Annotated in this window: 21 protein-coding genes; 8 read left to right on the top strand and 13 right to left on the bottom strand. The window is 42.2% G+C overall.

Annotated features, from left to right (window positions below):
* Nucleotides 1–35: 35 nt before the first annotated feature.
* The 4 genes from G457_RS0119210 to clpB all read right to left on the bottom strand — a co-directional run bounded on the left by G457_RS0119210 (nt 36) and on the right by clpB (nt 5,095).
* Entirely contained in the window at nt 36–1,148 is a 1,113-nt protein-coding gene (locus G457_RS0119210; RefSeq protein ID WP_026947903.1) for a hypothetical protein, read from the bottom strand.
* A complete protein-coding gene (locus G457_RS0119205; protein ID WP_026947902.1) occupies nt 1,141–1,800 on the bottom strand; it encodes a hypothetical protein in 660 nt (219 codons plus the stop codon). Before G457_RS0119205 ends, G457_RS0119210 begins: the two co-directional genes overlap by 8 nt.
* The gene (locus G457_RS0119200; protein ID WP_026947901.1) at nt 1,790–2,347 is read right to left on the bottom strand and encodes an RNA polymerase sigma factor; all 558 of its coding nucleotides are present in this window, start codon (nt 2,345–2,347) and stop codon (nt 1,790–1,792) included. Before G457_RS0119200 ends, G457_RS0119205 begins: the two co-directional genes overlap by 11 nt.
* Before the next feature lie 123 nt (nt 2,348–2,470).
* A complete protein-coding gene (clpB, locus tag G457_RS0119195; protein WP_026947900.1) occupies nt 2,471–5,095 on the bottom strand; it encodes an ATP-dependent chaperone ClpB in 2,625 nt (874 codons plus the stop codon).
* A 218-nt stretch (nt 5,096–5,313) separates the two neighbouring features.
* Between clpB and G457_RS0119190 the strand changes: the two genes are divergently transcribed.
* Both G457_RS0119190 and G457_RS0119185 read left to right on the top strand, forming a co-directional pair.
* Entirely contained in the window at nt 5,314–5,574 is a 261-nt protein-coding gene (locus G457_RS0119190) for a DUF6364 family protein (RefSeq protein WP_026947899.1), read from the top strand.
* Nucleotides 5,571–5,990 (top strand): type II toxin-antitoxin system VapC family toxin, encoded by a 420-nt coding sequence (locus G457_RS0119185; RefSeq protein WP_026947898.1) that lies wholly within the window; start codon nt 5,571–5,573, stop codon nt 5,988–5,990. Before G457_RS0119190 ends, G457_RS0119185 begins: the two co-directional genes overlap by 4 nt.
* A 47-nt stretch (nt 5,991–6,037) precedes the next feature.
* On the opposite strand, the gene G457_RS0119180 is transcribed toward G457_RS0119185, so the two are convergent.
* Nucleotides 6,038–7,288: a dipeptidase gene (locus G457_RS0119180; protein WP_026947897.1), complete on the bottom strand. Its 1,251-nt coding sequence runs from the start codon at nt 7,286–7,288 to the stop codon at nt 6,038–6,040.
* A gap of 170 nt (nt 7,289–7,458) precedes the next feature.
* On the opposite strand from G457_RS0119180, the gene G457_RS0119175 reads away from it, so the two are divergent.
* The 3 genes from G457_RS0119175 to G457_RS23115 all read left to right on the top strand — a co-directional run bounded on the left by G457_RS0119175 (nt 7,459) and on the right by G457_RS23115 (nt 10,374).
* A complete protein-coding gene (locus G457_RS0119175) occupies nt 7,459–9,189 on the top strand; it encodes an alpha/beta hydrolase-fold protein (RefSeq protein ID WP_026947896.1) in 1,731 nt (576 codons plus the stop codon).
* Between the two features lie 2 nt (nt 9,190–9,191).
* Complete coding sequence (locus G457_RS0119170; protein ID WP_026947895.1) at nt 9,192–10,076, top strand: SMP-30/gluconolactonase/LRE family protein; 885 nt, start codon at nt 9,192–9,194, stop codon at nt 10,074–10,076.
* A 169-nt stretch (nt 10,077–10,245) separates the two neighbouring features.
* Complete coding sequence (locus G457_RS23115; RefSeq protein ID WP_282705558.1) at nt 10,246–10,374, top strand: hypothetical protein; 129 nt, start codon at nt 10,246–10,248, stop codon at nt 10,372–10,374.
* On the opposite strand, the gene G457_RS0119160 is transcribed toward G457_RS23115, so the two are convergent.
* The gene (locus G457_RS0119160) at nt 10,371–11,375 is read right to left on the bottom strand and encodes a multidrug DMT transporter permease (RefSeq protein ID WP_026947894.1); all 1,005 of its coding nucleotides are present in this window, start codon (nt 11,373–11,375) and stop codon (nt 10,371–10,373) included. The two genes, G457_RS23115 and G457_RS0119160, sit on opposite strands and share 4 nt — an antisense overlap.
* Before the next feature lie 18 nt (nt 11,376–11,393).
* Entirely contained in the window at nt 11,394–12,296 is a 903-nt protein-coding gene (rbsK, locus tag G457_RS0119155; RefSeq protein ID WP_026947893.1) for a ribokinase, read from the bottom strand.
* 217 nt (nt 12,297–12,513) lie between these two features.
* On the opposite strand from rbsK, the gene G457_RS0119145 reads away from it, so the two are divergent.
* The 3 genes from G457_RS0119145 to G457_RS0119135 all read left to right on the top strand — a co-directional run bounded on the left by G457_RS0119145 (nt 12,514) and on the right by G457_RS0119135 (nt 15,828).
* Nucleotides 12,514–13,515 carry an acyl-ACP desaturase gene (locus G457_RS0119145; RefSeq protein ID WP_026947892.1) on the top strand — a complete coding sequence of 334 codons (1,002 nt, stop codon included), beginning with the start codon at nt 12,514–12,516 and terminating at the stop codon, nt 13,513–13,515.
* Between the two features lie 85 nt (nt 13,516–13,600).
* Nucleotides 13,601–14,896 carry a Zn-dependent hydrolase gene (locus G457_RS0119140; RefSeq protein ID WP_026947891.1) on the top strand — a complete coding sequence of 432 codons (1,296 nt, stop codon included), beginning with the start codon at nt 13,601–13,603 and terminating at the stop codon, nt 14,894–14,896.
* Between the two features lie 71 nt (nt 14,897–14,967).
* Nucleotides 14,968–15,828: a pirin family protein gene (locus G457_RS0119135; protein WP_026947890.1), complete on the top strand. Its 861-nt coding sequence runs from the start codon at nt 14,968–14,970 to the stop codon at nt 15,826–15,828.
* Here G457_RS0119135 and G457_RS0119130 read toward each other — a convergent pair.
* From G457_RS0119130 to G457_RS0119105, 6 genes are all read right to left on the bottom strand, one after another.
* Nucleotides 15,825–16,598, bottom strand: coding sequence for a Rossmann-like and DUF2520 domain-containing protein (locus G457_RS0119130; protein ID WP_026947889.1), 774 nt, complete (start codon nt 16,596–16,598; stop codon nt 15,825–15,827). The two genes, G457_RS0119135 and G457_RS0119130, sit on opposite strands and share 4 nt — an antisense overlap.
* A gap of 78 nt (nt 16,599–16,676) precedes the next feature.
* Entirely contained in the window at nt 16,677–18,074 is a 1,398-nt protein-coding gene (gene lpdA, locus G457_RS0119125; protein ID WP_026947888.1) for a dihydrolipoyl dehydrogenase, read from the bottom strand.
* A 114-nt stretch (nt 18,075–18,188) separates the two neighbouring features.
* Nucleotides 18,189–19,721: a 2-oxoglutarate dehydrogenase complex dihydrolipoyllysine-residue succinyltransferase gene (gene odhB / locus G457_RS0119120; RefSeq protein WP_026947887.1), complete on the bottom strand. Its 1,533-nt coding sequence runs from the start codon at nt 19,719–19,721 to the stop codon at nt 18,189–18,191.
* A 64-nt stretch (nt 19,722–19,785) separates the two neighbouring features.
* Nucleotides 19,786–22,575, bottom strand: a complete 2,790-nt coding sequence (locus G457_RS0119115) for a 2-oxoglutarate dehydrogenase E1 component (protein ID WP_026947886.1) — start codon at nt 22,573–22,575, stop codon at nt 19,786–19,788.
* Nucleotides 22,576–22,708: 133 nt separating this feature from the next.
* Entirely contained in the window at nt 22,709–23,662 is a 954-nt protein-coding gene (locus G457_RS0119110) for a hypothetical protein (protein WP_026947885.1), read from the bottom strand.
* An 18-nt stretch (nt 23,663–23,680) separates the two neighbouring features.
* Complete coding sequence (locus G457_RS0119105; protein WP_248602885.1) at nt 23,681–25,303, bottom strand: SusD/RagB family nutrient-binding outer membrane lipoprotein; 1,623 nt, start codon at nt 25,301–25,303, stop codon at nt 23,681–23,683.
* Nucleotides 25,304–25,318: the final 15 nt, after the last annotated feature.

Below are 25,318 nucleotides of genomic sequence, written 5' to 3'. Positions count from 1 at the left end.
ATTATTTAGAAAAAAAAAAGACCTAAATCCTTAAATTATCTCCCTGGAATTAAAGGAAAACTGATTCCTATTGAGTTTATCCAGTCGCTATCATTGGAGCCTACAAAAACCTCATACTTGATCCTGAATGAAGATTTTACAAGTACATCCAAACCGAACTTATTTTTATTAAACTCAAAAAATGAACCCGTATCATCACCAACAAACCTTCCATAAAAAATACTTACAGGTGTATCTTTGACCCCGAAAAGCCAGCCAACATTAATAAATGAAGAGTTATCCAATTGAACTTTATTTTCTTGATTTCGACTGAAAAACTGGTAAAATTCGGCTCCAATAAATACTCCATGGCCAACTTGTGTCCATTTATTGAATTTATTGGTTTTGAACACCAAAGAAACCTCCTCTCTGAAAGGAAACTCATTCCCCAGCAAACTAGCCCCCATACTTATATCAAACCCAATTGTAGCTCCGTTGGCTTCGAAATTACCATAGGTGACAATTCCAATATCACCAGATTCGTCTATAGTGATATCCTTATTAAATGTTCTTTTTTCATACTTTTTGAACCAGTCGTTTTCTAGTGCTTCTTTCTTGATTATCTCCGAAAAACCGGCATCTTTCAACACCAGGAGCTCATCGATTTCACCTAAATACAGATTCACTTCTAGCATTTCCTTTTGATAAGTAAAAATAATTTCATGGCGAAAAACAGGTAAAAGGCCTCCCTCAAATCTCTTGAATCGAATCTCTTCTCGATCTTTTACTCGAACCTCGTTTGACCTTGGGCTGTAGCGAATCTCATAAGGTTTAGTGTCTGTGTCCAACCCTAATTGATCGATAAGCTCAAAAAAAGAATCTATATCCTTTTCAAAACCAGCAAAATTTTCAAGCTCTACAATATTTAAAGCTATGATTGATAGTTTTTTCTGCCCTTCCAAATAAATCCCCAAAGTATCATTAACCCTTCTAAGTTCAATATCATCCGCATTATAGGAACGTTGAGAGGATTTATAATTAATAGTTTCCCCTGTCTGTATGAGGTTGTATTCAGGTATCATTGGCGGGTTCTTCTCTGTAGTTTGTGCAGATGTATGAGCCCCAAAAAAGAACAAAAAGCCGAAAAAATATATGCTGATATTATTCATTTTTTCCTTTGATCAGTTGGTTATAAATAGATGTTGATTTTTGCCCGGTAGATGCTTGCAATGGATAAGTCTCCAATTCTTGTAGCAGATTAAATTTTTCTACAATTAAAGTTTGATCAGGCGCTTTCGATTTATCCATTTTTTGGAGACTCCTCTTCAACCGCATAGCAGCTGGACTCAATTTCTTCTCTTCTTGCCCGTCATTATACAACTGCTCGTTGGTAGCGATTTCGAGCGGTTTTACAGGTTCAGCAACAATGCTTTTGAAAATTGGTATTTCATCAGATATCCTTTCCTTCTCTCCTGGCTCTATTTCTATTTCTTTGACCTCAGTTTTCTGCACAGGAATTCTTTTTTCAATCAAATCTGGAACTTGAAACTCCAAAACTGGATTTTCAAGTTCTGGAAAATCATGGACTGAATTGCTAACTATTAAATCGATTTCTTGACCTGTGATTTCAACAGGTTTTGAATTTTTTAGGAAAGGAAGGCAAAAACCAAGAATCACCAATGCGGCTACCATCCATGGCCAAAAAATACTTAATCTGGATTTTTTCTGTGTTTTAATATTTTCCCAAATCAGTTCCTTCCGGAAATCGATACCTTCCGGCAAAGCAGCTTTCTTATCAATATTTTTTATATCAAGAGGCATAATTCAATCCTTTTTTTATGATAGTTTCTTTCAAAGCAGCTTTTGCTTTGCTCAGTTGAGACTTGGATGTACCCTCTGTGATACCCAACTTCTCTGCGATTTCTTTATGGGTATATCCTTCTATTTCAAATAGATTGAATACTGTCCGATAGCCCTCAGGCAGATGGAGAATCAATCCGAACAGCGTATCCGCACTCAACATGTCAATAACATCTTCATGATTTGAAATCAAAGATTCATCTGGCTCAACCATGAGCGGTGCTTTATTTTGCTTTCGCAAAAACATAAGACATTCATTGATCAAAATCCGCTTGAGCCATACTTCAAAAGAGGCCTCACTTCGGTATTCAAAACTGTCCAAGTTGGCAAAGGCTTTGGTAAACCCACTGCTCAGCAAATCTTCTGCATCTTCCTGAACTTTCACATATCTCAGACAAAGCAAAAACATCGGTCGAGCATAGCTATCAAATAGGTATCGCTGGGCCTTTTGATCTCCTTTCCTCGCTTTACTGATGATTTTTTCTTCCAAGACAGACTTGATTAGCATTCCTTTCTCTTAGAAATGCAATTCCCTCTATTGAGGTTGCCTTTATCCAAATAATTTTTGTATTAAAAACAAAAAAACCCGAAGCCTTTCGACTTCGGGGATCAATTGCCTTATCATTTTAGCTTATTCCACCTCTACAGCAGAATCCACATTCTTAAAGTAAACCTGCTTATCGGCATCCAAATCTACCAAAACAGCCGAGTCATTTTTGATGTAGCCTGCCAAAATCTGCTTGGAAAGCTCATTCAAGATCAGACGCTGCATGGTTCGCTTCAGCGGTCGTGCACCAAACTGCGGATCAAATCCAACTTCTCCTAGAAAATCCAATACCTCCTTGGTCGCCTCAATCTCGATATGGGACTCGGCCAGACGGTTTTGAATTTCTCTCCATTGGATATCGACGATCTTTCGGATGATCTGCCTGTTCAACGGCTCAAACATGATCGTTTCATCGATTCGGTTTAGGAACTCTGGTCGTACGGACTTTTTGAGCAGGTCAAATACTTCCGCTTTGGTTTTTTCCAAAACCTCTTCCTTATTCCAATCCTCCATGGATGCGAATCGCTCCTGAATAAGATGTGAACCGATATTAGTCGTCATGATAATGATCGTATTCTTGAAATTAGCGATCCGGCCTTTATTGTCCGTCAATCTCCCATCATCCAATACTTGTAGAAGGATATTGAAGACATCCGGATGGGCCTTTTCGATCTCGTCAAGTAAGATTACTGAGTATGGCTTTCTTCTCACCGCTTCAGTCAATTGACCGCCCTCATCGTAGCCCACGTATCCCGGAGGCGCTCCCACTAATCGGCTCACGGCATGTCGCTCTTGATATTCGGACATATCGATTCGAACCATCGCGTTCTCATCATTGAAGAGATATTCAGCTAAGGCTTTCGCCAATTCGGTTTTACCCACGCCGGTTGTACCCATAAAGATAAAGCTACCAATCGGACGCTTCGGGTCTTGCAAACCTGCTCGACTTCTACGTACGGCATCGGAAAGCGCTGCAATTGCTTCTTTCTGACCTGCCACTCGTCTGCCCAATTCATCCTCCAAATGCAGTAATTTCTCCCGCTCTGATTGGATCATCTTTGAAACCGGTATTCCGGTCCATTTGGAAACGACTGAGGCAATATCTTCCTGATCAACCTCCTCTTTCAAAAGTGGAGACCCTGCCTGCATTTCGGCTAATTGGGTTTTGAAGGATTCAAGCTTTTTCTCGGCTTCTCCAATTTTACCGTATCGGATTTCGGCAACTTTTCCAAAATCTCCAGCCCGCTCGGCTTGCTCTGCTTCCAGCTTGAACTTATCGATATTCTCTTTTTCACGCTGAATACCCATGATTACCGCTTTCTCGCTTTCCCACTTGGCCTTTACAGACTGCCGCTTCTCGGAAAGCTCAGCGATTTCTTTGCTCAAAATAGCCTCTTTATCCTTGTTCTTTTCTCTTCGGATTGCCTCGCGCTCGATTTCCAATTGCATGATTCGACGATTCAGCTCATCCAATTCCTGAGGCAAGGAGTCAATTTCCATTCGAAGTTTGGCGGCAGCCTCATCCATCAAATCGATAGCCTTATCGGGCAAAAATCGATCAGAAATATAGCGTTGCGACAATTCCACCGCAGCAATGACAGCATCATCCTTGATCCGTACACCATGGTGAAGCTCGTACTTATCCTTGATTCCTCGAAGGATGGAAATAGCATCGGCTGCATCCGGTTCATCTACGATCACAGCCTGGAATCGACGCTCCAGTGCTTTATCCTTCTCAATGTATTTTTGATACTCCTTCAAGGTAGTGGCTCCGATAGCATGGAGTTCGCCACGAGCCAAAGCTGGCTTGAGCAAGTTGGCAGCATCCATAGCTCCTTCCCCTCCGCCTCCGGCTCCGATCAAGGTGTGAATCTCATCGATAAAGAGAATAATCTCCCCATCCGAGTCTGTCACCTCTTTGATCACGGCCTTAAGTCGCTCCTCAAATTCTCCCTTGTACTTGGCGCCTGCGACTAGCAAACCCATATCCAGTGAGATCAAGGTTTTACTTTTCAGATTTTCCGGTACATCACCGGAGACGATTCGCTGCGCGAGTCCTTCGACAATAGCCGTCTTACCCACACCCGGCTCACCGAGTAGGATGGGGTTGTTTTTGGTTCGTCGGGCCAAAATCTGCAGCACTCGCCTGATTTCTTCATCACGGCCAATTACTGGGTCGATTTTACCCTTTTTGGCCAATTCGTTCAGGTTTTTGGAATACTTTTCCAAAGCCCTGTACTTGCTTTCTGCGTTGGGATCAGTCACTTTATTTCCTTTTCTTAGTTCCTTGATAGCTTCGATCAGTGGCTTTTCAGCAATACCCTGATCTTTCAGTAGTTGTGCGGTTGCATCGCTTCCCGCCAAAATCCCCAAGAGCAAATGCTCAATAGCGACGTATTCATCCCCGAAAATATTGAGATAATCTTTGGCTTTGGTCAAAGCCTGATTGGCAGCACCGGATAAATAAGGCTGCTGATTAGCACCGCTGACTTTGGGGAGTTTACCCAACTGCTCTTCCAGCTTTTGGGTTAGTTGTTGCTTATTGGTACCGAGTTTCTTTAAGACAAAATCGGTGACATTCTCGTCCTCTGAGAAGATTCCTTTCAGCAGGTGTGCAGGCTCGATGGTGGGTTGCCCCATGCTCATCGCCAACTCAACGGCCTTCTGAATCGCCTCCTGAGATTTGATGGTGAATTGCTTAAAATCCATGTATTGATAGTGGTTTAGTTGCTTTCTTTTTGATTACAATCACCTATTAGCAAATCAAAATCCAATTACATTTTTCGGACAAAATGGCTGAAAAAGAAAGCTTTTAAGAAAAAAAGTAGAAAAAATGACAGGTATTCCTTCTTTCCAAAAATCTTACGGAAGTGATAGATTGTCGTATAAAAATTATAAATTTGTACGTCAAATAAATTTTCTAAATCATGGACAGCAAACTCACTATTCGTCTCAGTACTGATGTAATCGAAAGGGCAAAAAAATATGCTTCAGAGCGAAAAACCAGCTTATCAAAGTTGATAGAAACTTATTTGGATGGCATTTCTCAACCAAAAGAGGAAGAAGAGTTCGACCAAAGTCAAATTAGCCCACTAGTCAAAAGCTTGATGGGGGCGGCAGGACCTCTTCCTGAAGACTACGACTACAAAAAAGAGTACAGAGATTATCTAGAAAAAAAGTATCAATGAAAAAAATCTTTGTTGACACCAATATTTTGATCGACTTTTTGACCCAAAGAAAACCTTTTGACATCAAAGCAGGGGTCATATTTTCCTTAGCAGAAAAAGGAAAAATAAGCTTGGGAGTTTCAGCCTTATCCATAGCCAACACCCATTATCATCTCTTAAAAAATTTGACACCTGAATCTACCAAAGAGCTGATAAGGAAATTCAAACTTCTTCTTCAAGTACACCCTCTTAATGAAAAATTCATCGATCTAAGTCTAAATATTACAGACTTCCGTGATTTTGAAGACGCACTTCAATATTTCACTGCCTTGGAATATGGGTATGAAGCTATATTAACAAGAAATCTCAAAGATTTTAAAGGATCAAACCTGCCAGTTTTTGATCCTTCCCAACTCCTAGAAGTTCTAAAAAAATAGACCCTGCCGAAAGTCAACTGGGTCCATTTTTAGATACTTTTTTAATATTATCTCTGACTAGCCGCATAATCCTCCACAGCCTTCCAAACTCGGAAAATATTTTTATAGCAAATCTTTTCAATATCCTCTTTGGAATACCCTCTTTTCAAAAGTTCAGCAATTAGATTGGGGAACATGGAAACATCTTTCAAGCCAGTAGGTAAAGAATCCCCTACCCCATCAAAATCCGACCCAAAGCCTACATGATCGATCCCTACTAAACTCACCACATGATCAATATGGTCGGCCACCCGCTGTACGGTTGGGAATGGGTTATTGGCTGCAGAATATTCTGCCGCATAAGCTCTAAATGCCGAATCGCTTCGACTGAGACCATTGTCCACCATGTAATTCACTAAGTGCTCCCGAACCTTGGACGAACCTGCGGCATAGGCAGAATCAATGAATGTTCCTCCAAAATTGATCATCATCACTCCTCCATTTTCTGCCATGGCCGTGATCAACTCATCACTCATGTTCCGCTCAAAACCGGGAGTGAATTTTCTAGCTGAAGAATGGGAAGCAATTACTGGCACTTTTGTAATCGCCAATGCATCCCGGAAGGTATTGTCCGACACATGACTCAAGTCCACCATAATTCCCACACGGTTCATTTCAGCAACTACCTTCTCTCCATATTCACTCAAGCCTCCATGAGTCCCGGTAGTATCATAGCTGGCATCACCGATCAGATTATCCTTCCCATGAGTCAAAGTGATGTAGCGAATTCCTCTTTTGTGAAAGTATTCCACATTAGCCAAGTCATCTTCAAGGCCTGAACCATTTTCCATCCCCATAGGCAGAGAGATCAGTCCTTTTTCAAAATTAGCCTCTACATCAGCCGGGCTATAGGCCATGGCAAACTTATCCGGAAAAGTATTTGCCAAACGCTCCGTCATCAAAATCAAGGAATCAGCCAGCGCTTTGGAAGCTCCCGGAATAGCCTGATTTCCTGCCGGAATATAAATTGACATGAATGGGGCATCCAAACCGCCCTCCTTGGAGCGAGGATAGTCAAAATTTCCATCAGGAGTTCGAACAGATACGTCCAAAATTTCTCGCTGAAGGGTAAAACCTCCCACTTTCATTCGATAGGGAAGATCCACATGGCCATCCACCATGATAGTGGATTGGGCAATCTCCTGCGCCAGTTCCAGGCGTTCAGCATCAGAAAGTTGCGTGTAGTCTATTTCGGAATTTTTTGGCTCGCAGGAGAATAGAAGTCCTGCTGCGGCAATAAGGCTTAAATATTTGTTCATAACGTGGTTTTTCTATGATGGTAAGATACTAGCTTTCTGACACAACTAGCCAAAATATCCACAAATGGTGGATTACACCGAAGAAATGTCTATTGATGGTTTAAATTTTATCCCTTCGCCAAATAAACAATTGATTTTGCGTAAATTCCATCACATTAAATGCAGCGTCTATGAAAAATCTTCTCTTGGTGATTTTGGGCATTTTCCTTCTAGCCTCCTGCCAATCACCCAGTAATTCAAACATATCAGTCTCCATTGCCTCAGAGCTTCAGGAGGACGTGAAAGACGGACGTCTTTTGTTGATTTTTTCTACCAATCATGATGCCGAGCCTCGATTTGGTATCAGCGATAATGTCAGAACCAATCAGGTTTTTGGGATGGATTTTGAAAATTATCAGTCAGGTGAAAGTATAAACTTTGACACGGAGAGTTTTGGGTATCCAATCGAATCGCTTTCAGAGATACCGGAGGGAGAATACACCGTTCAGGCCTTTATTCAAAAGCATGAAACCTTCGTCAGATCAGACGGCCACACTGTCAAATTACCCATGGATCAGGGAGAAGGAAGACAATGGGCACGAGCCCCAAAAAACATTTATTCCACACCCAAAAAAATCAATTGGAACGGCAATTCCAGCCTAGAATTGGTCATCGATCAAATCATTCCCCCTGTCAGCGAACCAGAGGACACCGAGTACATCAAGCACATCAAAATCAAAAGCGAATTGCTCTCTGAGTTTTGGGGAAGGGATATGTATCTGGGGGCACACGTATTACTTCCGGAGGGCTTTGATGAAAACCCCAATCATTACTATCCCTTGATGGTATTTCATGGACATTTTCCTTCAGATTTTGGTGGCTTTCGTACGATTCCACCTGACCCAGAGCTGGGAGAGGATGATTACAGTGCACGATTTGGGATCTATGGCTATGAAAAAATGCAGCAACAGGAAGCTTATGATTTCTATCAGCAATGGATTTCCCCGGGTTTCAAACGCTACATAGTGATAGAGATCCAACATGCAAATCCCTATTATGACGACAGCTATGCTGTAAACTCCGAAAATCTGGGGCCTTATGGTGATGCCATCACCTACGAATTAATTCCACATATCGAGGAGCAATTCAGAGGTATCGGAGAAGGTTGGGCAAGATTTCTTTACGGTGGATCTACGGGAGGATGGGAAGCACTGGCTGTTCAGGTAAAATATCCAGACGAATACAATGGCTGTTTTGCGGCTTGTCCTGATCCGATTGATTTTAGGGCCTACACCTCTGTAAATATCTATGAGGATGAAAATGCCTATTACCAAGATGGACATTTCAGAAATACGCTTCGCCCCGGTCATCGGAACTATCTGGGCCATGTAGATGCTATGCTTATAGACATGAATCACCGGGAATTGGCCCTAGGCGGAACGAAGAGCCGTTCTGGCGATCAATTTGACATCTGGCAGGCAGTTTTTTCCCCCGTTGGAGAAGATGGGTATCCAAAGCCAATTTGGGATAGATACTCAGGTGATATCGATCCAGAGGTGGCCGAATATTGGAAGGAAAATTACGATCTTCGCCATATCATGGAGCGGGACTGGAGTACTTTAGGTCCCAAACTCGAAGGCAAGGTGCATATTTACTGCGGAGATATGGACAATTACTACTTAAACAACGCCGTGTACTTAACAGAGGATTTTCTGGAGAATACCGAAAACCCTTACTTTGGAGGTGAAGTTGCTTATGGTGATCGCGCCGAGCACTGCTGGAATGGAGATCCGGATTTGCCCAATTATATCACCAGATTGCGATACAACACCATGTATTTGGACAAAATACAAAAGCGCCTGGAAGCATCTGCACCATCAAACTTTAATCTGAATAACTGGACTTTAATTAAAAACAACTAACCATGAAAACTTATTTAAAAACAGCAATTTATGGAATCGGAGCAACCATGCTTTTCGCTCAATGCTCCCCACAAAAAACTACCGAAACGGAAGAAGTGATGGTAGAAGAAGAGGCAAAAACACCAAGCTTAACGATGCTTTGGGAAACCGAAGCATCCCTAGAAACTGTAGAGTCAGTTCTTTTTGATGAGGCTTCAGGGAAGATCTACACATCAAATATTTTTGGACAAAACCCACAAGAAAAAGATGGAAATGGCACCATCTCAATCCTTGGCACGGATGGAAGTATTGTAGAGCAAACTTGGGTTAGTGGATTGAATGCTCCAAAAGGAATGGCCATTGCCAATGGAAATCTGTATGTAACAGATATCGATGAATTGGTAGAAATCAATTTGGAATCAGGAGAAATCACCAATAAATGGACCGTCGAAGGAGCTGAATTCCTTAATGATGTAGCCTCCCACAATGGCGTTGTGTATTTCACGGATATGAATACTGGCAAAGTCCATAGCTATCAGAATGGGGAGATCAGCACAATTTCCGAAGGACATGATTCAATCAATGGTATAGCTGTAAGTGCTGATGGTACAATTTATGGGCTGGATGCATCAGGTCTGAAAAAGTGGAATGCTGATGGATCAGTCGAAATCGTCAATTCGGCTGTAACCGGTGGTGATGGATTGGTGATTTTAGGTGATGGCAACTTCGTAGCGTCCAGATGGCAAGGAGAAATATGGTTTGCTTCTGCCGAAGATCAAACCAAAATGCTAGATACCAAAGCTGAAGAATCCAATACAGCTGACATTGGATACAATCCTTCCGAAATGGTGGTTTATGTCCCTACCTTCTTCAAAAATAAGGTGGTCGCATACAAATTAGATTATTGATCAAACCAATTTTGATCCAAATCAGATCGGATCAATTGATAGGCTTGTCTTATCAATTGATCCGATTTTTTTTAAACCCGGATTATCCATTAGAGTCTGTAGTAGCCTGTCCCGATTAATATCGGGAAGAGATCAAACCGCAATAAAATCAATCCGCCTGAGGCGGAGAATGAGGCATAGCACCGCTAAGGTGATTGAGCTAAATGCAGCAAAGCGATTGATTTTGTCCGCCGCGGCGGATGGGCTCGTAATACCTGTGCGCCGTGGCGTAGGAAGTCTAATGCATATTTCGGGTTAAATCAAGCGACTGAGAATAATCAAGCCCAAACCCATGAGGAAAAACACAAACATCATGATCAATTGGGGGATGGTACTTTTGGGAGCATCTTTGAATTCTTTCCAAATAAAAACTCCCCATGCAGCTGCCACCATGGTAGCACCTTGACCTAGTCCATAGGATATGGCAAAGCCTGCTTTTTCCCCGGAAATCACATTCAATACCATCCCTAGACACCAAATGAGCCCGCCAAGCCATCCAATGCTATGAAGCTTTAAATTACCTAAGCGAAAGTAATCCAAATAAGAGACGGGCTTTCCTTGGATAGGTTTATACATGAAAAATGAATTCCAGAGAAAATTGGAGCCCAAAACACCCAAGGAGAAGATAAATACCGCCGAATAAGGAGTCATTGAGCCTTCAGCAGGATTGCTAAAGTCTGTAGAAATGGATGCTGCTACAAAGCGATAGAAAAATCCCATCAAAACCCCACCTGTCAAAGCCAGCAAGATGCCTTTGATCGGAGTCTTATTTTGGCTTGCCGTCACCTGACGATAGGCCAAGGCATCCAAAATTATCGCCAAAACCACCAGAAATACGCCAATGAATAGGAGCACGGGATTACCTAGCGGATCTGCCAAGTAATTGATCAACACTCCCAAAACCAGAGCAATCCCAATTCCCACGGGAAAGGCTACAGCCATTCCTGCAATGTCAATTGCGGCAACGACGAGGAGATTTGCAAGATTGAATATAATACCGCCCAAAATCGCTGAGCCTATGGAACTTGAGCTCGCCTGAGATAAGTCTTCAAAAAACGGTCTTCCCTCCGAGCCCATTGATCCCATAGTCAGTCCTAAAATGAGTGAGGCTAATACGATTCCTATCGCATAATCCCAATAAAACAGCGGAAAGGACCATGATTTAGACGCAAGTTTCTGGGTGTTGGCCCAGGAGCCCCAGCAAAGCATGGTGATAAAGCAAAAGAATACTGCCAGTAAATAGGATTCGGGAAAAAACATAGCTTGGGATTTAGATTTTTAAATTGAAACTTCTTTTCGGAAAGGTTGCGAGACCTGCGCCCCCATCCGGGTCACTGAGATAGCTGCGGCCTGAGAGGCAAACTTAATAGCCTCATCAAAAGCTCTTCCTTCAGCCAGAGCCACCACAAAGGCGCCATTAAATGTGTCCCCGGCAGCAGTGGTATCGATGGCTTTTACTACAGGAGCAGGCGTATGAAACTGCCCTTTTTCTCCCAAATAATAGGACCCCAGAGCACCGAGGGTAATCAATACATTTTTTACTCCTTGGCCAGTTAGAATTTCGGCTGCACGCTTTGCTGTGTCTATTGAATCAACTTTTTCACCCGTCAGATAACTAGCTTCATGCTCATTGGGCGTGATGAAATAGAGCTTTTGAAGTAGTTTTTGAGGTAAATCCGTCACCGGTGCAGGATTGAGAATCATCTTTTTTTGATGCCTGAAAGCCAGATCTGAAAGCACCTCAATGGTGCTTAGTGGTGTTTCCAATTGGGCTAAAATCAAGTCAGAAGACCGAATTAACTCCTCCGCTGACAAGATATCTTCTGGCAGTAAATTCGCATTCGCACCGGATGCAACTGAGATAGAATTTTCACCATTTTCATCCACTAGAATAAGTGCCACTCCGGTAGCAGCAGTTGAATCGATAAATACGTGCTTGGTATCTAATCCGTAGGTTTGATATTCGGCCAATGCTTGCTTACCAAAGGCATCATCACCTATTTTAGCCAAAAAGGACACCTGTCCACCAAGTTTTGCGGCAGCCACAGCCTGATTGGCTCCTTTTCCTCCTTGAAATTGAAAAAATTCACCCCCGGTGACAGTCTCACCTGGCTTAGGAAGTTTTGTAGAGCGAAGAACCAGGTCAGTATTACTACTACCAACAACCAAAATTTTTAACATATCGTGGTTTTTTTTCTAAAATAATGAAATGCTGAAAAACACTTCTCAAAATTGAAATATGAATCGATAGACCTAGCTCTAAGAAAACATCATTTTGCTTGAATCTATCCGCAGCCATTCAGCCTGAAATTTGTCCTTTACTTCAATAAATTTAATTCCTGAGGAAATTGTCCGTACCTTTATTTTTGATATAAATCAATTCAGAACCTATTAGGAAATGAAAAAATCAGAAAACATCAATTACGAGCTGGAAAAGAACATGGAGGTTATCTCCCAGTTGGACGATATCGTGGGGGACGCCGTAGACAATATCCTGGTAGATCCTGATAAGTGCTGGCAACCTTCAGATTTCCTACCCGATTTTCAAAACCCAGAAGTCTTCGAAGAGGTAAAATTGCTTCAAAAAAGAGCAGAGGGCATCCCAGATACTGTATTGACTTCTTTAGTTGGAAATATGATTACAGAGGAAGCCTTGCCTTCCTACCAGACATACTTTAACCTTTTGGAAGGTATAAACGATGAGCGATCTTTGCTTTCGCCATCAGGTTGGGTTCGTTGGTCCAAATCCTGGACTGCCGAAGAGAATCGTCATGGAGACCTGCTCAACAAATATCTTTACCTCACAGGAAGAGTAGATATGGGCGCGGTAGAACGAACCATTCACAGACTCTTAGCAAATGGGTTTGATCCTAAGTCCGAATCCGATCCATATCAGGCCATGATATATACTTCTTTTCAGGAGAGAGCTACAAAAATATCCCACGTCAATACCGGTAAATTGGCAGATAAGGCTGGAGATCATGTGCTTTCAAGAATCTGTAAAACCATCGCTGGTGATGAAGCAAGACATGAAAAGGCTTATAAGACTTTCATGAACAAAATCTTCGAAATTGATCCAAGCGGAGCAATTGTCGCATTTGAAAAAATGATGCGAAAGCAAATCGTGATGCCTGCTGTATTGATGGGAGAAGGTGGTAGTAGACCATCTTTGTACAAAGACTTCTCAGAAATCACCCAAAAAGTAGGAATCTACACAGGTTGGGACTATGCCCGAATTATTCAGCACCTAGTTGACCATTGGAAGGTGGAAGCGCTGACAGGATTGAATGATGTGGCTGCCAAAGCTCAGGACTATCTCTCAAACTTGGCCGATCGATATATGCGTCTCGCTGACCGGATGAAAGCACCGGATGAAGTTCGACTCGCCTGGCTCAAATAATTCCAGAGTCCTTCCTTTTTTGGGAAGGACTTTTTTATTTTCAGAAAAATATTTCACATGACATCGACACGACTGAAATAAACTTATGAACCTTAGATTCACCACCCTTTCTATCATTTTTACCTTAGTTTTCAACCCCATCTTTGGCCAAGATATTCGAGTCAATTCAAACCGACTCGATTCTACGCTAATGCAGCTAGCTACTTTTGGCAAAAATGAATTTGGAGGTTCCGACCGGGTCGCTTATTCTGATTACGATGTAAAAGGAAGGGCTTATGTCATTGATTTGATGAAAAAAGCCAGTTTGGAGGTAAGCATTGACTTTGCAGGGAATATCATCGGAAAGAAGGCTGGAAAGAACCCCAAATTAAAACCCATAGCCTTCGGTTCTCATATCGATGAAGTCCCAAATGGTGGGGACTATGACGGGCCTGTTGGTACACTGAGTGCCATTGAAGTCGTTCAATCTCTCACCGAAAATAAGATTGTAACTAATCACCCACTTGAAGTGATTATTTTCGCCAATGAAGAAGGAGGAGTGATAGGAAGTCGCGCTTTGGTTGGCAGTTTAAGTAAAGAGGCTCTTCACGTGGTCAGTAATGCGGGAATCACTCACTATGAAGGAATCAAAAAATTAGGAGGGAATCCGGATAGAATTCCTGAATTAAAAAGAAAACCTGGAGACCTAGCCGCATTTCTAGAGCTACATATAGAGCAAGGGGCCAACCTATTCAAAGAAAAAATAGATATCGGAGTGGTGGAAGGAATAGTAGCGATTCAGTGGTGGGAGTTCACCTTTAAAGGATTTGCCAACCATGCAGGGACTACACCGATGGATCTTCGTCAAGACCCTATGCTTCCAGCTGCTAAGTTTATCCTTGCTGTGAATGAAACAGTTCGATCAATCCCGGGAAGACAGGTAGGTACAGTAGGAAAGATCGAGGCCAAGCCAGGTGCAGGAAATGTCATCCCGTCTGAGGTTACCTTAAACCTGGAAATTCGAGACCTCTCTTCGGAAAAAATTTGGTCCATCTATGACCAACTCGAAGAAAAAGCAAAGACCATTTCGAAGGAATTTAATACCTCAGTTTCGATCAATCATATTGAAGTTGCCTCAGACCCGGCTCTGGCTGACCCCAAGATTCGACAGATCATTCAGGAAAAGGCTAAAATACTCGGATTATCTACATTAAGTCTTCCCAGTGGAGCTGGACATGATGCTCAGGAAATGGCAAAAATTGCTCCGATGGGTATGATTTTTATCCCCAGCAAAGATGGTATTAGCCATTCACCGCAAGAATTCTCCAGCAAAGAGGATATCGAAAATGGAGCAAATGTTTTGCTTCATACGATTCTAGAGCTGGATAAAAAACTCCAATAAGAAGCCCAAGTTCCCTGAACCTTTTACAAGGTTTTTTAATTACATGTATATACATTAAATAAGATTTTAAAATGGATTTACGAAAGATCAAGAAAGTTCACGGTTCTGAATATCGCCCTATTGCAGATCTGATCACCTATAGCCCCATGCCCACAAGAAGTTTGGACATGATTGATCCTTTTTTATTTCTCAACCATCATGGATTTCAAAAGTATCCTCAAAATAACCATGGCTTGCCTTTCGGTCCACATCCTCATCGTGGAATGGAGACCGTCACTTTCATCCTAGAAGGAGATATCATGCACAAGGATTCTTCAGGGCATAAGTCTGTCATTGAAGCAGGCGGAGTCCAATACATGACTGCTGGAAAGGGATTGATTCACGCAGAAGTATCCAGCTCTGAGTTCAAGAAAAATGGTGGTGATTTGGAGATACTCCAACTTTGGCTGAATCTGCCTGCCAGTAAGAAAATGCTTTCCCCAAAATACGTTGGTCTTCAAAAAGAAGAGATTCCGTCTTTCGATCTGAATGAAGGAAACGTAACTGTCCAACAGCTTTTTGGCGAGTGGAATGGTGTGAAGGGCGCTTTTGAGGGAAATTTTCCGATCTCAATGAGTACGATTTATTTAAAAAGCGGGGGCTCTTTTGAAAAAAACATCCCGGAAAATGAAAATATCTTTTTCTACATCGTCAGAGGAAAAATCAAAGTTAATGGTGAAGAAGTCCCATTTAGACACCTAGTCGAGTTTGCTAATCAGGGAGAAGCCTTGAAGGTCGAAGCATCAGAAGATTCCGTTGTCATTTTGGGACATGCCTTGCCATTCAACGAGCCTGTGGTAGCTCAAGGACCTTTCGTGATGAATACCGAAGATGAAATCCGGGAAGCCTATCGAGACTATCAGCGTGGAAAGTTTGGTAGCTGGGATGGCTAAGAATCTATGATGTCCTGAGAGATCAAACGGTAGATTTCTGCTATTTCGGGATTATAATTCAAAAAACGGTGATGCTCTTCAAGTGTCTCATAGTCTTCCCGAATAGCAGGACCCGTTTGTGCTTTCTTGGCTCCTATTTGCAGGCTTTTTGAAATGGACTCAATAATCAGTGGCTTCATCATTTCAAAATCAAGCCCCTGTCTTCGCATGATTTCCTCGGCTATTCGGATCATGTGATTGGTGAAATTACTTGCAAAAACCGCTGCTATATGGACCGCTTTTCGATCTTTAGAACGAACAAAAAAGATATTATGCGAGATGGACTTTGCTACTTTTCTCAGGATTTTAACAATTTCCTGATCATCAGATTCAATCAAAATCGAAACATCCGATAAGTCCATTTTCTGACCAGCCGTAAAAGACTGCAAAGGATAGAAAATACCTGTGTAAGTAGCTGAGGAGTAGTTTAAAATATCAAGTGGCATCGTTCCCGAAGTATGCACTAAGATACTTTCCTCAGGCAAAATCACCGCATCTGCTACATCAGGAATAGCATCATCTTTTACTGCCAAAATAAATAGTTGGGCTTTACTTTCTGAAAAATCAAGATCATCCTTGGGTATCGCAGCGTAAAGCCTTTCGGTGACCCTTTTTGCTCCTGACAAGGTTCGTGAATATACCTCGGTCACCTGATGACCGGCATTTTCCAATGCAGGGGCCAAATGCCAAGCCACATTTCCTGCTCCTAAAAAAGCTACTTTATAAGTCATGGGTGAATAAAGCCATTTTTCCTAAAAAAAGAAAAGCCATCTCCCGTGAGGAAGATGGCTTAAGCTCATGTACATCAATCAAATGTGCAGCGCTCGATTCTCTGTCGCTGCCAAACAGGCTTCTTTGAATGCCTCTGTATAGGTAGGGTGCGCGTGTGACATTCGAGCAATATCTTCTGCTGACGCACGGTATTCCATAGCTACAACCGCCTCTGCAATCATATCGGCTGTACGAGGACCAATCATATGTACGCCTAGGATTTCATCAGTCTCAGCATCTGCCAATACTTTTACAAGTCCATCGGTATCCATCGAAGCTCTTGCTCGACCTGAAGCCATAAATGGAAATTTGCCAGCTTTATATTTTTTGCCATGCTCTTTCAATTGCTCTTCCGTGTATCCCACAGAGGCAACCTCAGGCCAGGTATAAACCACACCAGGAATCAGCAGGTAATTGATATGGGGCTTTTGCCCTGCAATGGTTTCTGCCACAAAAACGCCTTCTTCTTCCGCTTTGTGTGCCAGCATAGCACCCTTGACAACATCGCCGATAGCGTAGATGTGAGATACAGAGGTCTGTAAATGATCATTTACTTCAACTTGTCCTCGCTCATTGACTTTGACACCGGCAGCTTCTGCATTTAGGCCATCCGTGTAAGGTCTTCTACCAATGGAAACCAAAACATAGTCCCCTTTCAACTCAACATTCTCTCCTTTGCTGTTTTCAGCAGTTACCGTAACCTCTTTACCCTTATTCTCAACGGCAGTTACTTTATGCTTGAGATAAAAATCAAATCCAAGTTTCTTAAGTGACTTCTGAAGCTCTTTACCCATGGTTTTGTCCATCGAAGGAATCAAAGAGTCCATGTACTCGACCACAGAAACTTTAGCGCCCATTCGGCCATAAACCGACCCCAGCTCCATTCCGATTACTCCACCACCTATGATGATCAAGTGCTTTGGAATTTCTTTCATCTTCAAAGCTTCTGTAGAGGTGATCACCCTTTCCTTGTCGATCTTAATGAACGGCAAAGAAGCAGGCTTAGAACCAGTGGCTATGATGATATTTTTACCTTCAATTTTTTCTTCAGAACCGTCATCTTTTGTCACCTTGATGGTATTGGCATCTACAAATGAGCCGACTCCCTGAAGCACGTCGATCTTGTTCTTTTTCATGAGGTACTGAATCCCATCCACATTTTGCTTGACCACATCCTCTTTGCGGGCAATCATTTGCTTCAGGTCAACCTTCAGGTTACTTAGGTTAATTCCATGAGTCTTAAAAGTGTGCTTTGCATTATGAAAATGCTCAGAAGAGTCCAATAAAGCCTTGGACGGAATACAGCCTACATTTAAGCAAGTCCCTCCCAAAGTTGGATATTTTTCGATAATGGCGGTTTTCATGCCCAATTGAGCACCCCGGATAGCGGCGACGTAGCCTCCAGGTCCTGAACCAATTACTATTAAGTCGTACATTATTTTTTAGATTTTAGATGCTAGAAGCAAGACATAAGACCAAACCTCCAGCTAAATGAACGGGCTGATATTATCTGCCCTTCGTATTTCGTATTTCGTAAATCGTAATTCTTCTTATACTCCAAAAAGCAATCGCTCGGGCTCTTCGAGAAGCTGCTTGACACGTACCAGGAAGCTCACCGATTCTCTACCGTCGATAATTCGGTGATCGTAAGAAAGGGCTACATACATCATAGGCAAAATCTTCACTTCACCATTCACAGCCATTGGCCGCTGCACGATATTATGCATGCCTAAAATTGCCGATTGAGGTGCATTAATGATCGGGGTGGACATCATGGAGCCAAAAACACCTCCATTAGTAATGGTAAAGGTACCACCTGTCATTTCCTCGATGGAAAGCTTATTGTCTCTAGCCTTGGTAGCAAGGCGAACCACTTCTTTTTCAATCTGATCGAAGCTCATTCCCTCGGCATTTCGAATGACTGGAACGACCAATCCTTTTGGTGCAGAAACCGCTATTGAGATATCACAGAAATCATGGTATACGATTTCATTTGCATCAATTTTGGCATTGACTGCTGGCCATTCTTGAAGAGCCACGCATACTGCCTTGGTGAAGAAGGACATAAACCCTAGCCCTACTCCATGTTTCTCTTTGAAAAGCTCTTTGTACTTGGAGCGTAGGTCCATGATTGGCTGCATATTGACCTCATTGAATGTAGTCAACATCGCAGTTTCATTTTTCACTGATACCAGTCTCCTTGAAACTGTTCGACGAAGAGAGGACATTTTTTCGCGCTTCTCTTCTCTTGATCCTGGCACTCTCACTGCTTCTTGAGCTGGAGCTGACTCTTTCTTCTCCTCCTTCGCTGGAGCAGCTGCTTTCTTTTGAGCATTTTCAGCATCCTCCTTAGTGATTCGACCATCTTTGCCTGTTCCTTTTACTTCTTCAGGTTTGATGCCTTTTTCTGCGAGAATTTTAGACGCAGCAGGAGATGCATGGCCGGTTGCGTAGGACTCTTTGGATGGGGAAGTTGAAGTTGAGGCTGCGGATTCAGCTTTTGAATCAGAAGAAGATTCGGCAGGCTTACCTTCCATGATCTCGATTTTACAAATCAATCCTCCAATTTCTAAGGTATCGCCTTCCTTGGCTACATGTCTCAAAATACCTGAACCCTCTGCCGGTAGTTCGAATGTAGCCTTATCGGAGTCCACTTCTGCGATGATTTCATCCAATTCCACATAATCTCCATCCCCTTTAATCCAATTGGCCAAAGTCACCTCTGTGATTGATTCTCCCACGGTAGGGACTACCATCTCTTTTATTTCTCCTGTGCTTTTGGCGGAATTGCTCTCTTTTTTTCCCTCAGAATCAGAAGGTTTATTTGTATCTGTCACTACAGAATTGGTAGATTCGTCGATTACACAGATGACTGCCCCAATCTCTAGGGTGTCGCCTTCTTCTGCCTTAATTCGAAGTGTACCTGCTGCTTCAGCGGGAAGTTCAAAAGTAGCTTTGTCTGATTCGAGTTCGCAGAGTACCTCATCCATTTCGACTTGGTCTCCATCCTTCTTGAACCACTGTCCCACGGTCACTTCCGTGATAGACTCTCCAACTGCGGGAACTTTGATTTCTTTGCTCATGAGATTGTTGTTTTAGCTTCTCCCCTACAGGTCAAAGCATCAAAAGATTATTTCGGATTGGGTATTAAAGTTTTAAGGCTTTGTTGATGATAGACTTCTGCTCCTCTACGTGTACCTTATTATATCCTGTGGCAGGAGATGCAGATACCTTTCTGGCTATGACATCCATTGGAAGTTCTTTGTGAAGCAGTCTTAAGATATAGGTCCAATAACCCATGTTTTCCGGTTCTTCTTGAACCCAAACGACCTCAGCACCTTTGTAAGGCTTTAAGGCCTCTAAGATTTGCTTTTTAGGAAGTGGATGCAATTGCTCGACTCGGATTATTGCAACTTGATCAATTTTTTCCTTTTCTCTTACCTCCTCTAGGTCATAATAAACTTTGCCTGAGCAAAGAATAACACGCTTCACTTTTTTAGGATCAGCATTGGAATCTGTGATGATTTCCCTGAATGAACCACTAGTAAACTCATCCAGCGGAGACATTACTTTAGGATGACGCAGGAGGGATTTCGGAGACATCACCACACAAGGTTTTCTGAATTCCCATGCCAATTGCCTTCTCAAAAGGTGGAAGAAATTAGAAGGTTCGGTAATATTTGCTACCACCATGTTGTATTCAGCAGAAAGCTGCAAGAAGCGCTCTGGTCGAGCATTGGAGTGCTCTGGACCTTGTCCTTCATAGCCATGCGGTAATAACATCACGAGACCATTTTGCTTTTGCCATTTTGATTCTCCAGAAGAAATAAACTGGTCGATCATCGTTTGGGCACCATTAGCGAAATCTCCGAACTGTGCTTCCCAAATGGTCAACGAATTTGGATTTGCCATTCCGTAACCATACTCAAAGCCCAAAACGGCATACTCAGAAAGCAAGGAGTTGTAAATGGAGAATTTTCCTTTGCGCTCCGGCATTTCATGAAGTGAGTTGAAAGGCTGATTGGAATTCGCATCATGGATGACCGCATGACGGTGTGAGAATGTTCCTCGCTGTACATCCTGACCTGTCAGTCGGACTGTCTTTCCTTCCAAAAGAAGGGAGCCATAAGCCAAAAGCTCCGCCGCAGCCCAGTTCAGGGACTTACTATCGAAAAACATATCCTTTCTTTGCTTCATCTGAACTTCAATCTGCTTGATAGCCTTGAAGCCTTTTGGAATGAAAGTAAGTGCTTTTGCTACTGTCTCTATAGCTTCCGAACTAACTCCGGTTTCTGGAGACTTATCAAAATCCTCTGGTTTAGACCTCCTTAAGGTACCCCACTCCCTCTCGAACTTGGTGGCTTGGTAAGGCAAAGGTTTTTCCTTGACCATATTCAATCGATCCTGAAGCAATTGTCGGAATTCTTTATCCATTTGCTTCGCGATTTTAGCATCAATATCACCTCGCTCGGTCAGCTTTTTGATGTAGACCTCACGTGGATTCGGGTGCTTGGAAATAATATTATAGAGCTCCGGTTGAGTAAATTTCGGCTCATCTGATTCATTGTGACCATGACGACGATAGCATACCATATCCACAAAAATATCCTTGCCGAATTTTTGTCTGAATTCAGCTGCTAGCTTCGCTGCAAAAACCACTGCTTCTGCATCGTCTCCATTCACGTGAATCACCGGTGCATCGATAATCTTTGCTACATCAGTACAATAAATCGAGGATCTCGCGTCATCAAAATCTGTAGTGAAACCAACCTGATTATTGATCACAAAGTGAATAGTACCTCCGGTATGGTAACCTTTCAGCCCAGCCATTTGGGTAACTTCATAGACAATCCCTTGCCCGGCCACAGCAGCATCCCCATGGATCAAAATCGGCAGTGCCTTGGTTGCATCACCTTTGTGCTCTGAATCAATTTTGGCTCGGATAAATCCTTCTACCACTGGATTTACAGCTTCCAGATGCGAGGGATTTGGTGCCAACTTTAGGTGTATTTTTTTGTCCTGTGGAGTGACGATATCAGAGGAGTAACCCATGTGATATTTCACATCTCCATCACCCATGGTCAGATCAGGCTTTGCTGTTCCTTCAAATTCAGAGAAAATTTGTTCGTAGGTTTTACCCATGATATTGGCAAGCACATTCAATCTACCCCTGTGTGCCATTCCTATCATCACCTCTTCAGCGCCTAAATTGGCAGCACCATTGATAACTGCATCCAAAAATGGAATAGTACTTTCACCACCTTCTAGTGAAAAACGCTTTTGACCAAGGTATTTGGTATGGAGAAAGTTTTCAAATACAACAGCCTGATTAAGCTTGAAAAGGATACGCTTCTTTTCTTCAGTACCTGGATTAAAAGCCAAAGCCTCCTTTTCAACTTTGGTCTTAAACCAGTCTAATATTTCAGGATCTCGAATATAAAGGTATTCGAATCCCATTGATCCTTCATAGATCTTCTTTAATGCACTGATGATATCAGACAACTTAGCTTTACCGATCCCTATCTCACTACCAGCTTGGAATTCAGTATTCATGTCTGCATCGCCAAGGCCAAAATCCTGTGGATCGATCAGTGCCTTTCTATCTCTTCTTTCACGAACTGGATTTGTTTTAGAACGCAAATGAGCTCTGGACCGATGAGCATGAATCAAGGCCCGGACCTTAATCTCCTTAGGCAATTGCTCCATATCCATGATAGTACCGGGAGTTGCTAAAGAACCATTTTTTGCTGTACTGGACGATGAAGCTGCTGCAGCAGATCCGTTATCCTCTTCACCGTAATTGGTCAAGGCGAAATCGAATCCATCAAAAAATTCTTTCCAACTTGGATCTATTGATTCAGGGTCAGATTTATAAGATGCATAAAGCTCATCGATGTAAGAAACGTGTGCGTTTGCGATATACGAAAATTTGTCCATGGTTATTTTGAATAGGCTCAACAAAACTAGCCTTTATCAATGATATTAAAAAACTGGATATTCGTTTATTCAAATATACTTAAAGAAAAAAATAGCGGTATTTACATACCGCTATTTTTCAAATTATTAGAACTTATCTCAACTGAGGCCAAGGTTTGCCATCATTTGATTTCACAGTTACTAAACCTGTTTCTCCATCGGAGTTTAGCCATTGGAAGACAAGATTATTAGCATCGACACTTACAACGGTCATGCTATAGGAAGCACCGTACTTATCAGCACCTGTCATTGACAAAGCGCCGCAAGCATCATTGATTCTAACACTTCCACTTCCCCAAGAATCACCGTAGCAATCCCAGAATCCGAAAGTACCATCTGTGATCCTGTAGGCACCTGGAGCAGAAGCTACAGGACTCCAGGTTGTAGTACCGGTAATAGTACCAGCGCAAGAACCATAAACAGATTCCATGTTAGACTGTTCAAACTCATAAGTACCTCCCAAATCAGAAGGACAAATTACTGCTACGTTATAAAAGAAAGGTGAGGCATAAAAAGGACTACCCTTCACGTTTGCATCAGCATTAGAGTCCGTAAACACTCTTCCAAACTTATCATTCAGAACAAGCCTAAATTCAAAAGCATCTGCACCTTCAATATCCGCAGGAGTAAGACCTAAAGCTTGGATAGCGTCAAGTGCAGGGATTTCAAAGGAAGTTCTTAAGAATCTAGATTCTGAATTAGGTTGGAAATCAGAAGCCTGAAGTGTACGAACCAATACATCATCCGTACCTATAGCAGGAATATATTCCAATCCTACACCTGGAATCAATCTTCTATGTCTAACTCTAATTTCAACGGTTTCTACAGTCGCTCCATCCTCAGCATCTACGGCTTCAAGTGTGAGCGCAAACTTAGAATTGGCTAAATCAAAGAAATTGAACGAGGTGCTTGTTCTAGAAATAGTTCTAAGATAAGCTGCTGTATCAAAATCACTGTACGGAATATTTGGCTCAACAAAGTCTCTACAGGAACTCAAAAAGACTAGAGCACTCAAAAACAGTCCGAAACTATATTTTAACATTTTCATATTTTTCAAATTTTTCGGTTAATAAACCCAAGCGTTACCAGCTGGATTAGTATCCCAGAACACCTGTACCGTTTGATCTGCCTTCTGAACAGCATTATTGTTCGTAGTCAGGTAGTTTAATGGATAGAAGAACGATCTTGGGAAATTACCAAAGTTTTGCTGTAGGCCTGGCTGCATATTATCAGGCTGACCTGTTCTTCTGTAAAGGTTAAATGCCTCTACACCATTACCATAAAGCGCTAACCAATATTCTCTACCAATAATTCTCATTTTATCAGTGTTCGTACTAGCAGAAGAATATTCATTCGAAATATAACTTACGTAGTTAGTTACTTGCTGTGCGTAAGCATCATCAGGTGTGAAACTTCTAATAGTTGAAGCTTCAGGAGTAGATGTAGCAAACTCCCTTACGAAATTCATGCTTTTCTCAATACCTGAAGCGAGATAATCAGCTGGATCGCCAGAGGTACCCAAGAAAAGCGCTGCTTCAGCAAGCATGAAATCAACATAAGATGCCAACATAATCGGATGAATACCTGCACCTTGCGCACCAAGTGTGATATTATTTACTGGTGCAGCAGAATCATCGTCAAATCGGCCACCTGCCGGATAAACACCCCATACACTTCTTCTAAGTCCATCTGGTGGAATACCATCCGGATTCAAGTGATCACGTCCCCAATATCCTCTTTCACCGGGAAGGCAATAAATGAACCCATTTGCTAGATAGTGCGCTGGAGGAATAGTGCCTATACACTCTATTTCATCAGGGTCAGTACTATTTACTGTTGTCTGACGATAGATATAATATCTTGCACGTGGATCATCGAAACCTTTAGCTTCAGTCAAGTGCCACATATAGTAAGTAGACTGATAGTCACCACCGCCACTGACATAAGTTCCTGTAAATCTAGGATGACGCGAATCTGGATCAGCACTTGTAGTACCAAACTGGAAAACAAAATCATCACCTTCTCTTAACAAGTTATTACTAGCTATCAATGCATTGATCGCGGTAGCTGACTCGGAGGAGTTTACAAGTCTTGTATTTACATAGTACCTTAACTTCAAGGTATTCACCAGCCTTGTCCACTTTCCATAATTTCTACCATAGTAAAAATCATTTGGAGAACCAGAGGATTCAGGGGCACTGAAATGAGCCTCAGCTTCGTTTAGAAGTGCTAGAGCATCACTATATACTTGAGCTCCTGGATCAACATTCGGAAAGAAATTACTTGGATCAAGAGCCTCTCTGTAAGGAACATCACCATAAGAATCCACCAAGTGGAAAAGCACCATTGCTTTGATAGTCTTTGCAATTCCTAAATGCCTCTGAAGATTTGATTCTTCTGCAAGTGGAACAAGAAAATCGATATCAGCAAGAATTCCAGCGTAAGCATTAGACCAATATCCATTGGTAGTGGTAGGAGTGTAAGCTCCTTCATACTGAGCACTACCTTGATTGATCATTCTTGTCAATCGCATTCCATCGTCACCAATAGTATTAAATACACCTTGGTATCCTAATTGAATGCTATTTAATAGGAAGTCAGGGTTAGCTGTACTAGCATTTACCGCATTTGGATCTTCCTGTAAGTCAAGGTCACATGAAGCAGCAAATACCATAGATGCTGCGATCATAAGACTATATATTTT

Origin of the sequence: Algoriphagus marincola DSM 16067, from assembly GCF_000429405.1 — a bacterium.
GTDB classification, from domain to species: domain Bacteria; phylum Bacteroidota; class Bacteroidia; order Cytophagales; family Cyclobacteriaceae; genus Algoriphagus; species Algoriphagus marincola.
This window is presented reverse-complemented; position numbering and strand designations above follow the sequence as displayed.

Bases quoted from the DNA above. Each gene is read 5' to 3' on its own strand.
- G457_RS0119210 (WP_026947903.1), bottom strand. From the start codon at position 1,148: ATGAATAATATCAGCATATATTTTTTCGGCTTTTTGTTCTTTTTTGGG.
- G457_RS0119205 (WP_026947902.1), bottom strand. From the start codon at position 1,800: ATGCCTCTTGATATAAAAAATATTGATAAGAAAGCTGCTTTGCCGGAA.
- G457_RS0119200 (WP_026947901.1), bottom strand. From the start codon at position 2,347: ATGCTAATCAAGTCTGTCTTGGAAGAAAAAATCATCAGTAAAGCGAGG.
- clpB (WP_026947900.1), bottom strand. From the start codon at position 5,095: ATGGATTTTAAGCAATTCACCATCAAATCTCAGGAGGCGATTCAGAAG.
- G457_RS0119190 (WP_026947899.1), top strand. From the start codon at position 5,314: ATGGACAGCAAACTCACTATTCGTCTCAGTACTGATGTAATCGAAAGG.
- G457_RS0119185 (WP_026947898.1), top strand. From the start codon at position 5,571: ATGAAAAAAATCTTTGTTGACACCAATATTTTGATCGACTTTTTGACC.
- G457_RS0119180 (WP_026947897.1), bottom strand. From the start codon at position 7,288: ATGAACAAATATTTAAGCCTTATTGCCGCAGCAGGACTTCTATTCTCC.
- G457_RS0119175 (WP_026947896.1), top strand. From the start codon at position 7,459: ATGAAAAATCTTCTCTTGGTGATTTTGGGCATTTTCCTTCTAGCCTCC.
- G457_RS0119170 (WP_026947895.1), top strand. From the start codon at position 9,192: ATGAAAACTTATTTAAAAACAGCAATTTATGGAATCGGAGCAACCATG.
- G457_RS23115 (WP_282705558.1), top strand. From the start codon at position 10,246: ATGAGGCATAGCACCGCTAAGGTGATTGAGCTAAATGCAGCAAAGCGA.
- G457_RS0119160 (WP_026947894.1), bottom strand. From the start codon at position 11,375: ATGTTTTTTCCCGAATCCTATTTACTGGCAGTATTCTTTTGCTTTATC.
- rbsK (WP_026947893.1), bottom strand. From the start codon at position 12,296: ATGTTAAAAATTTTGGTTGTTGGTAGTAGTAATACTGACCTGGTTCTT.
- G457_RS0119145 (WP_026947892.1), top strand. From the start codon at position 12,514: ATGAAAAAATCAGAAAACATCAATTACGAGCTGGAAAAGAACATGGAG.
- G457_RS0119140 (WP_026947891.1), top strand. From the start codon at position 13,601: ATGAACCTTAGATTCACCACCCTTTCTATCATTTTTACCTTAGTTTTC.
- G457_RS0119135 (WP_026947890.1), top strand. From the start codon at position 14,968: ATGGATTTACGAAAGATCAAGAAAGTTCACGGTTCTGAATATCGCCCT.
- G457_RS0119130 (WP_026947889.1), bottom strand. From the start codon at position 16,598: ATGACTTATAAAGTAGCTTTTTTAGGAGCAGGAAATGTGGCTTGGCAT.
- lpdA (WP_026947888.1), bottom strand. From the start codon at position 18,074: ATGTACGACTTAATAGTAATTGGTTCAGGACCTGGAGGCTACGTCGCC.
- odhB (WP_026947887.1), bottom strand. From the start codon at position 19,721: ATGAGCAAAGAAATCAAAGTTCCCGCAGTTGGAGAGTCTATCACGGAA.
- G457_RS0119115 (WP_026947886.1), bottom strand. From the start codon at position 22,575: ATGGACAAATTTTCGTATATCGCAAACGCACACGTTTCTTACATCGAT.
- G457_RS0119110 (WP_026947885.1), bottom strand. From the start codon at position 23,662: ATGAAAATGTTAAAATATAGTTTCGGACTGTTTTTGAGTGCTCTAGTC.
- G457_RS0119105 (WP_248602885.1), bottom strand. From the start codon at position 25,303: ATGATCGCAGCATCTATGGTATTTGCTGCTTCATGTGACCTTGACTTA.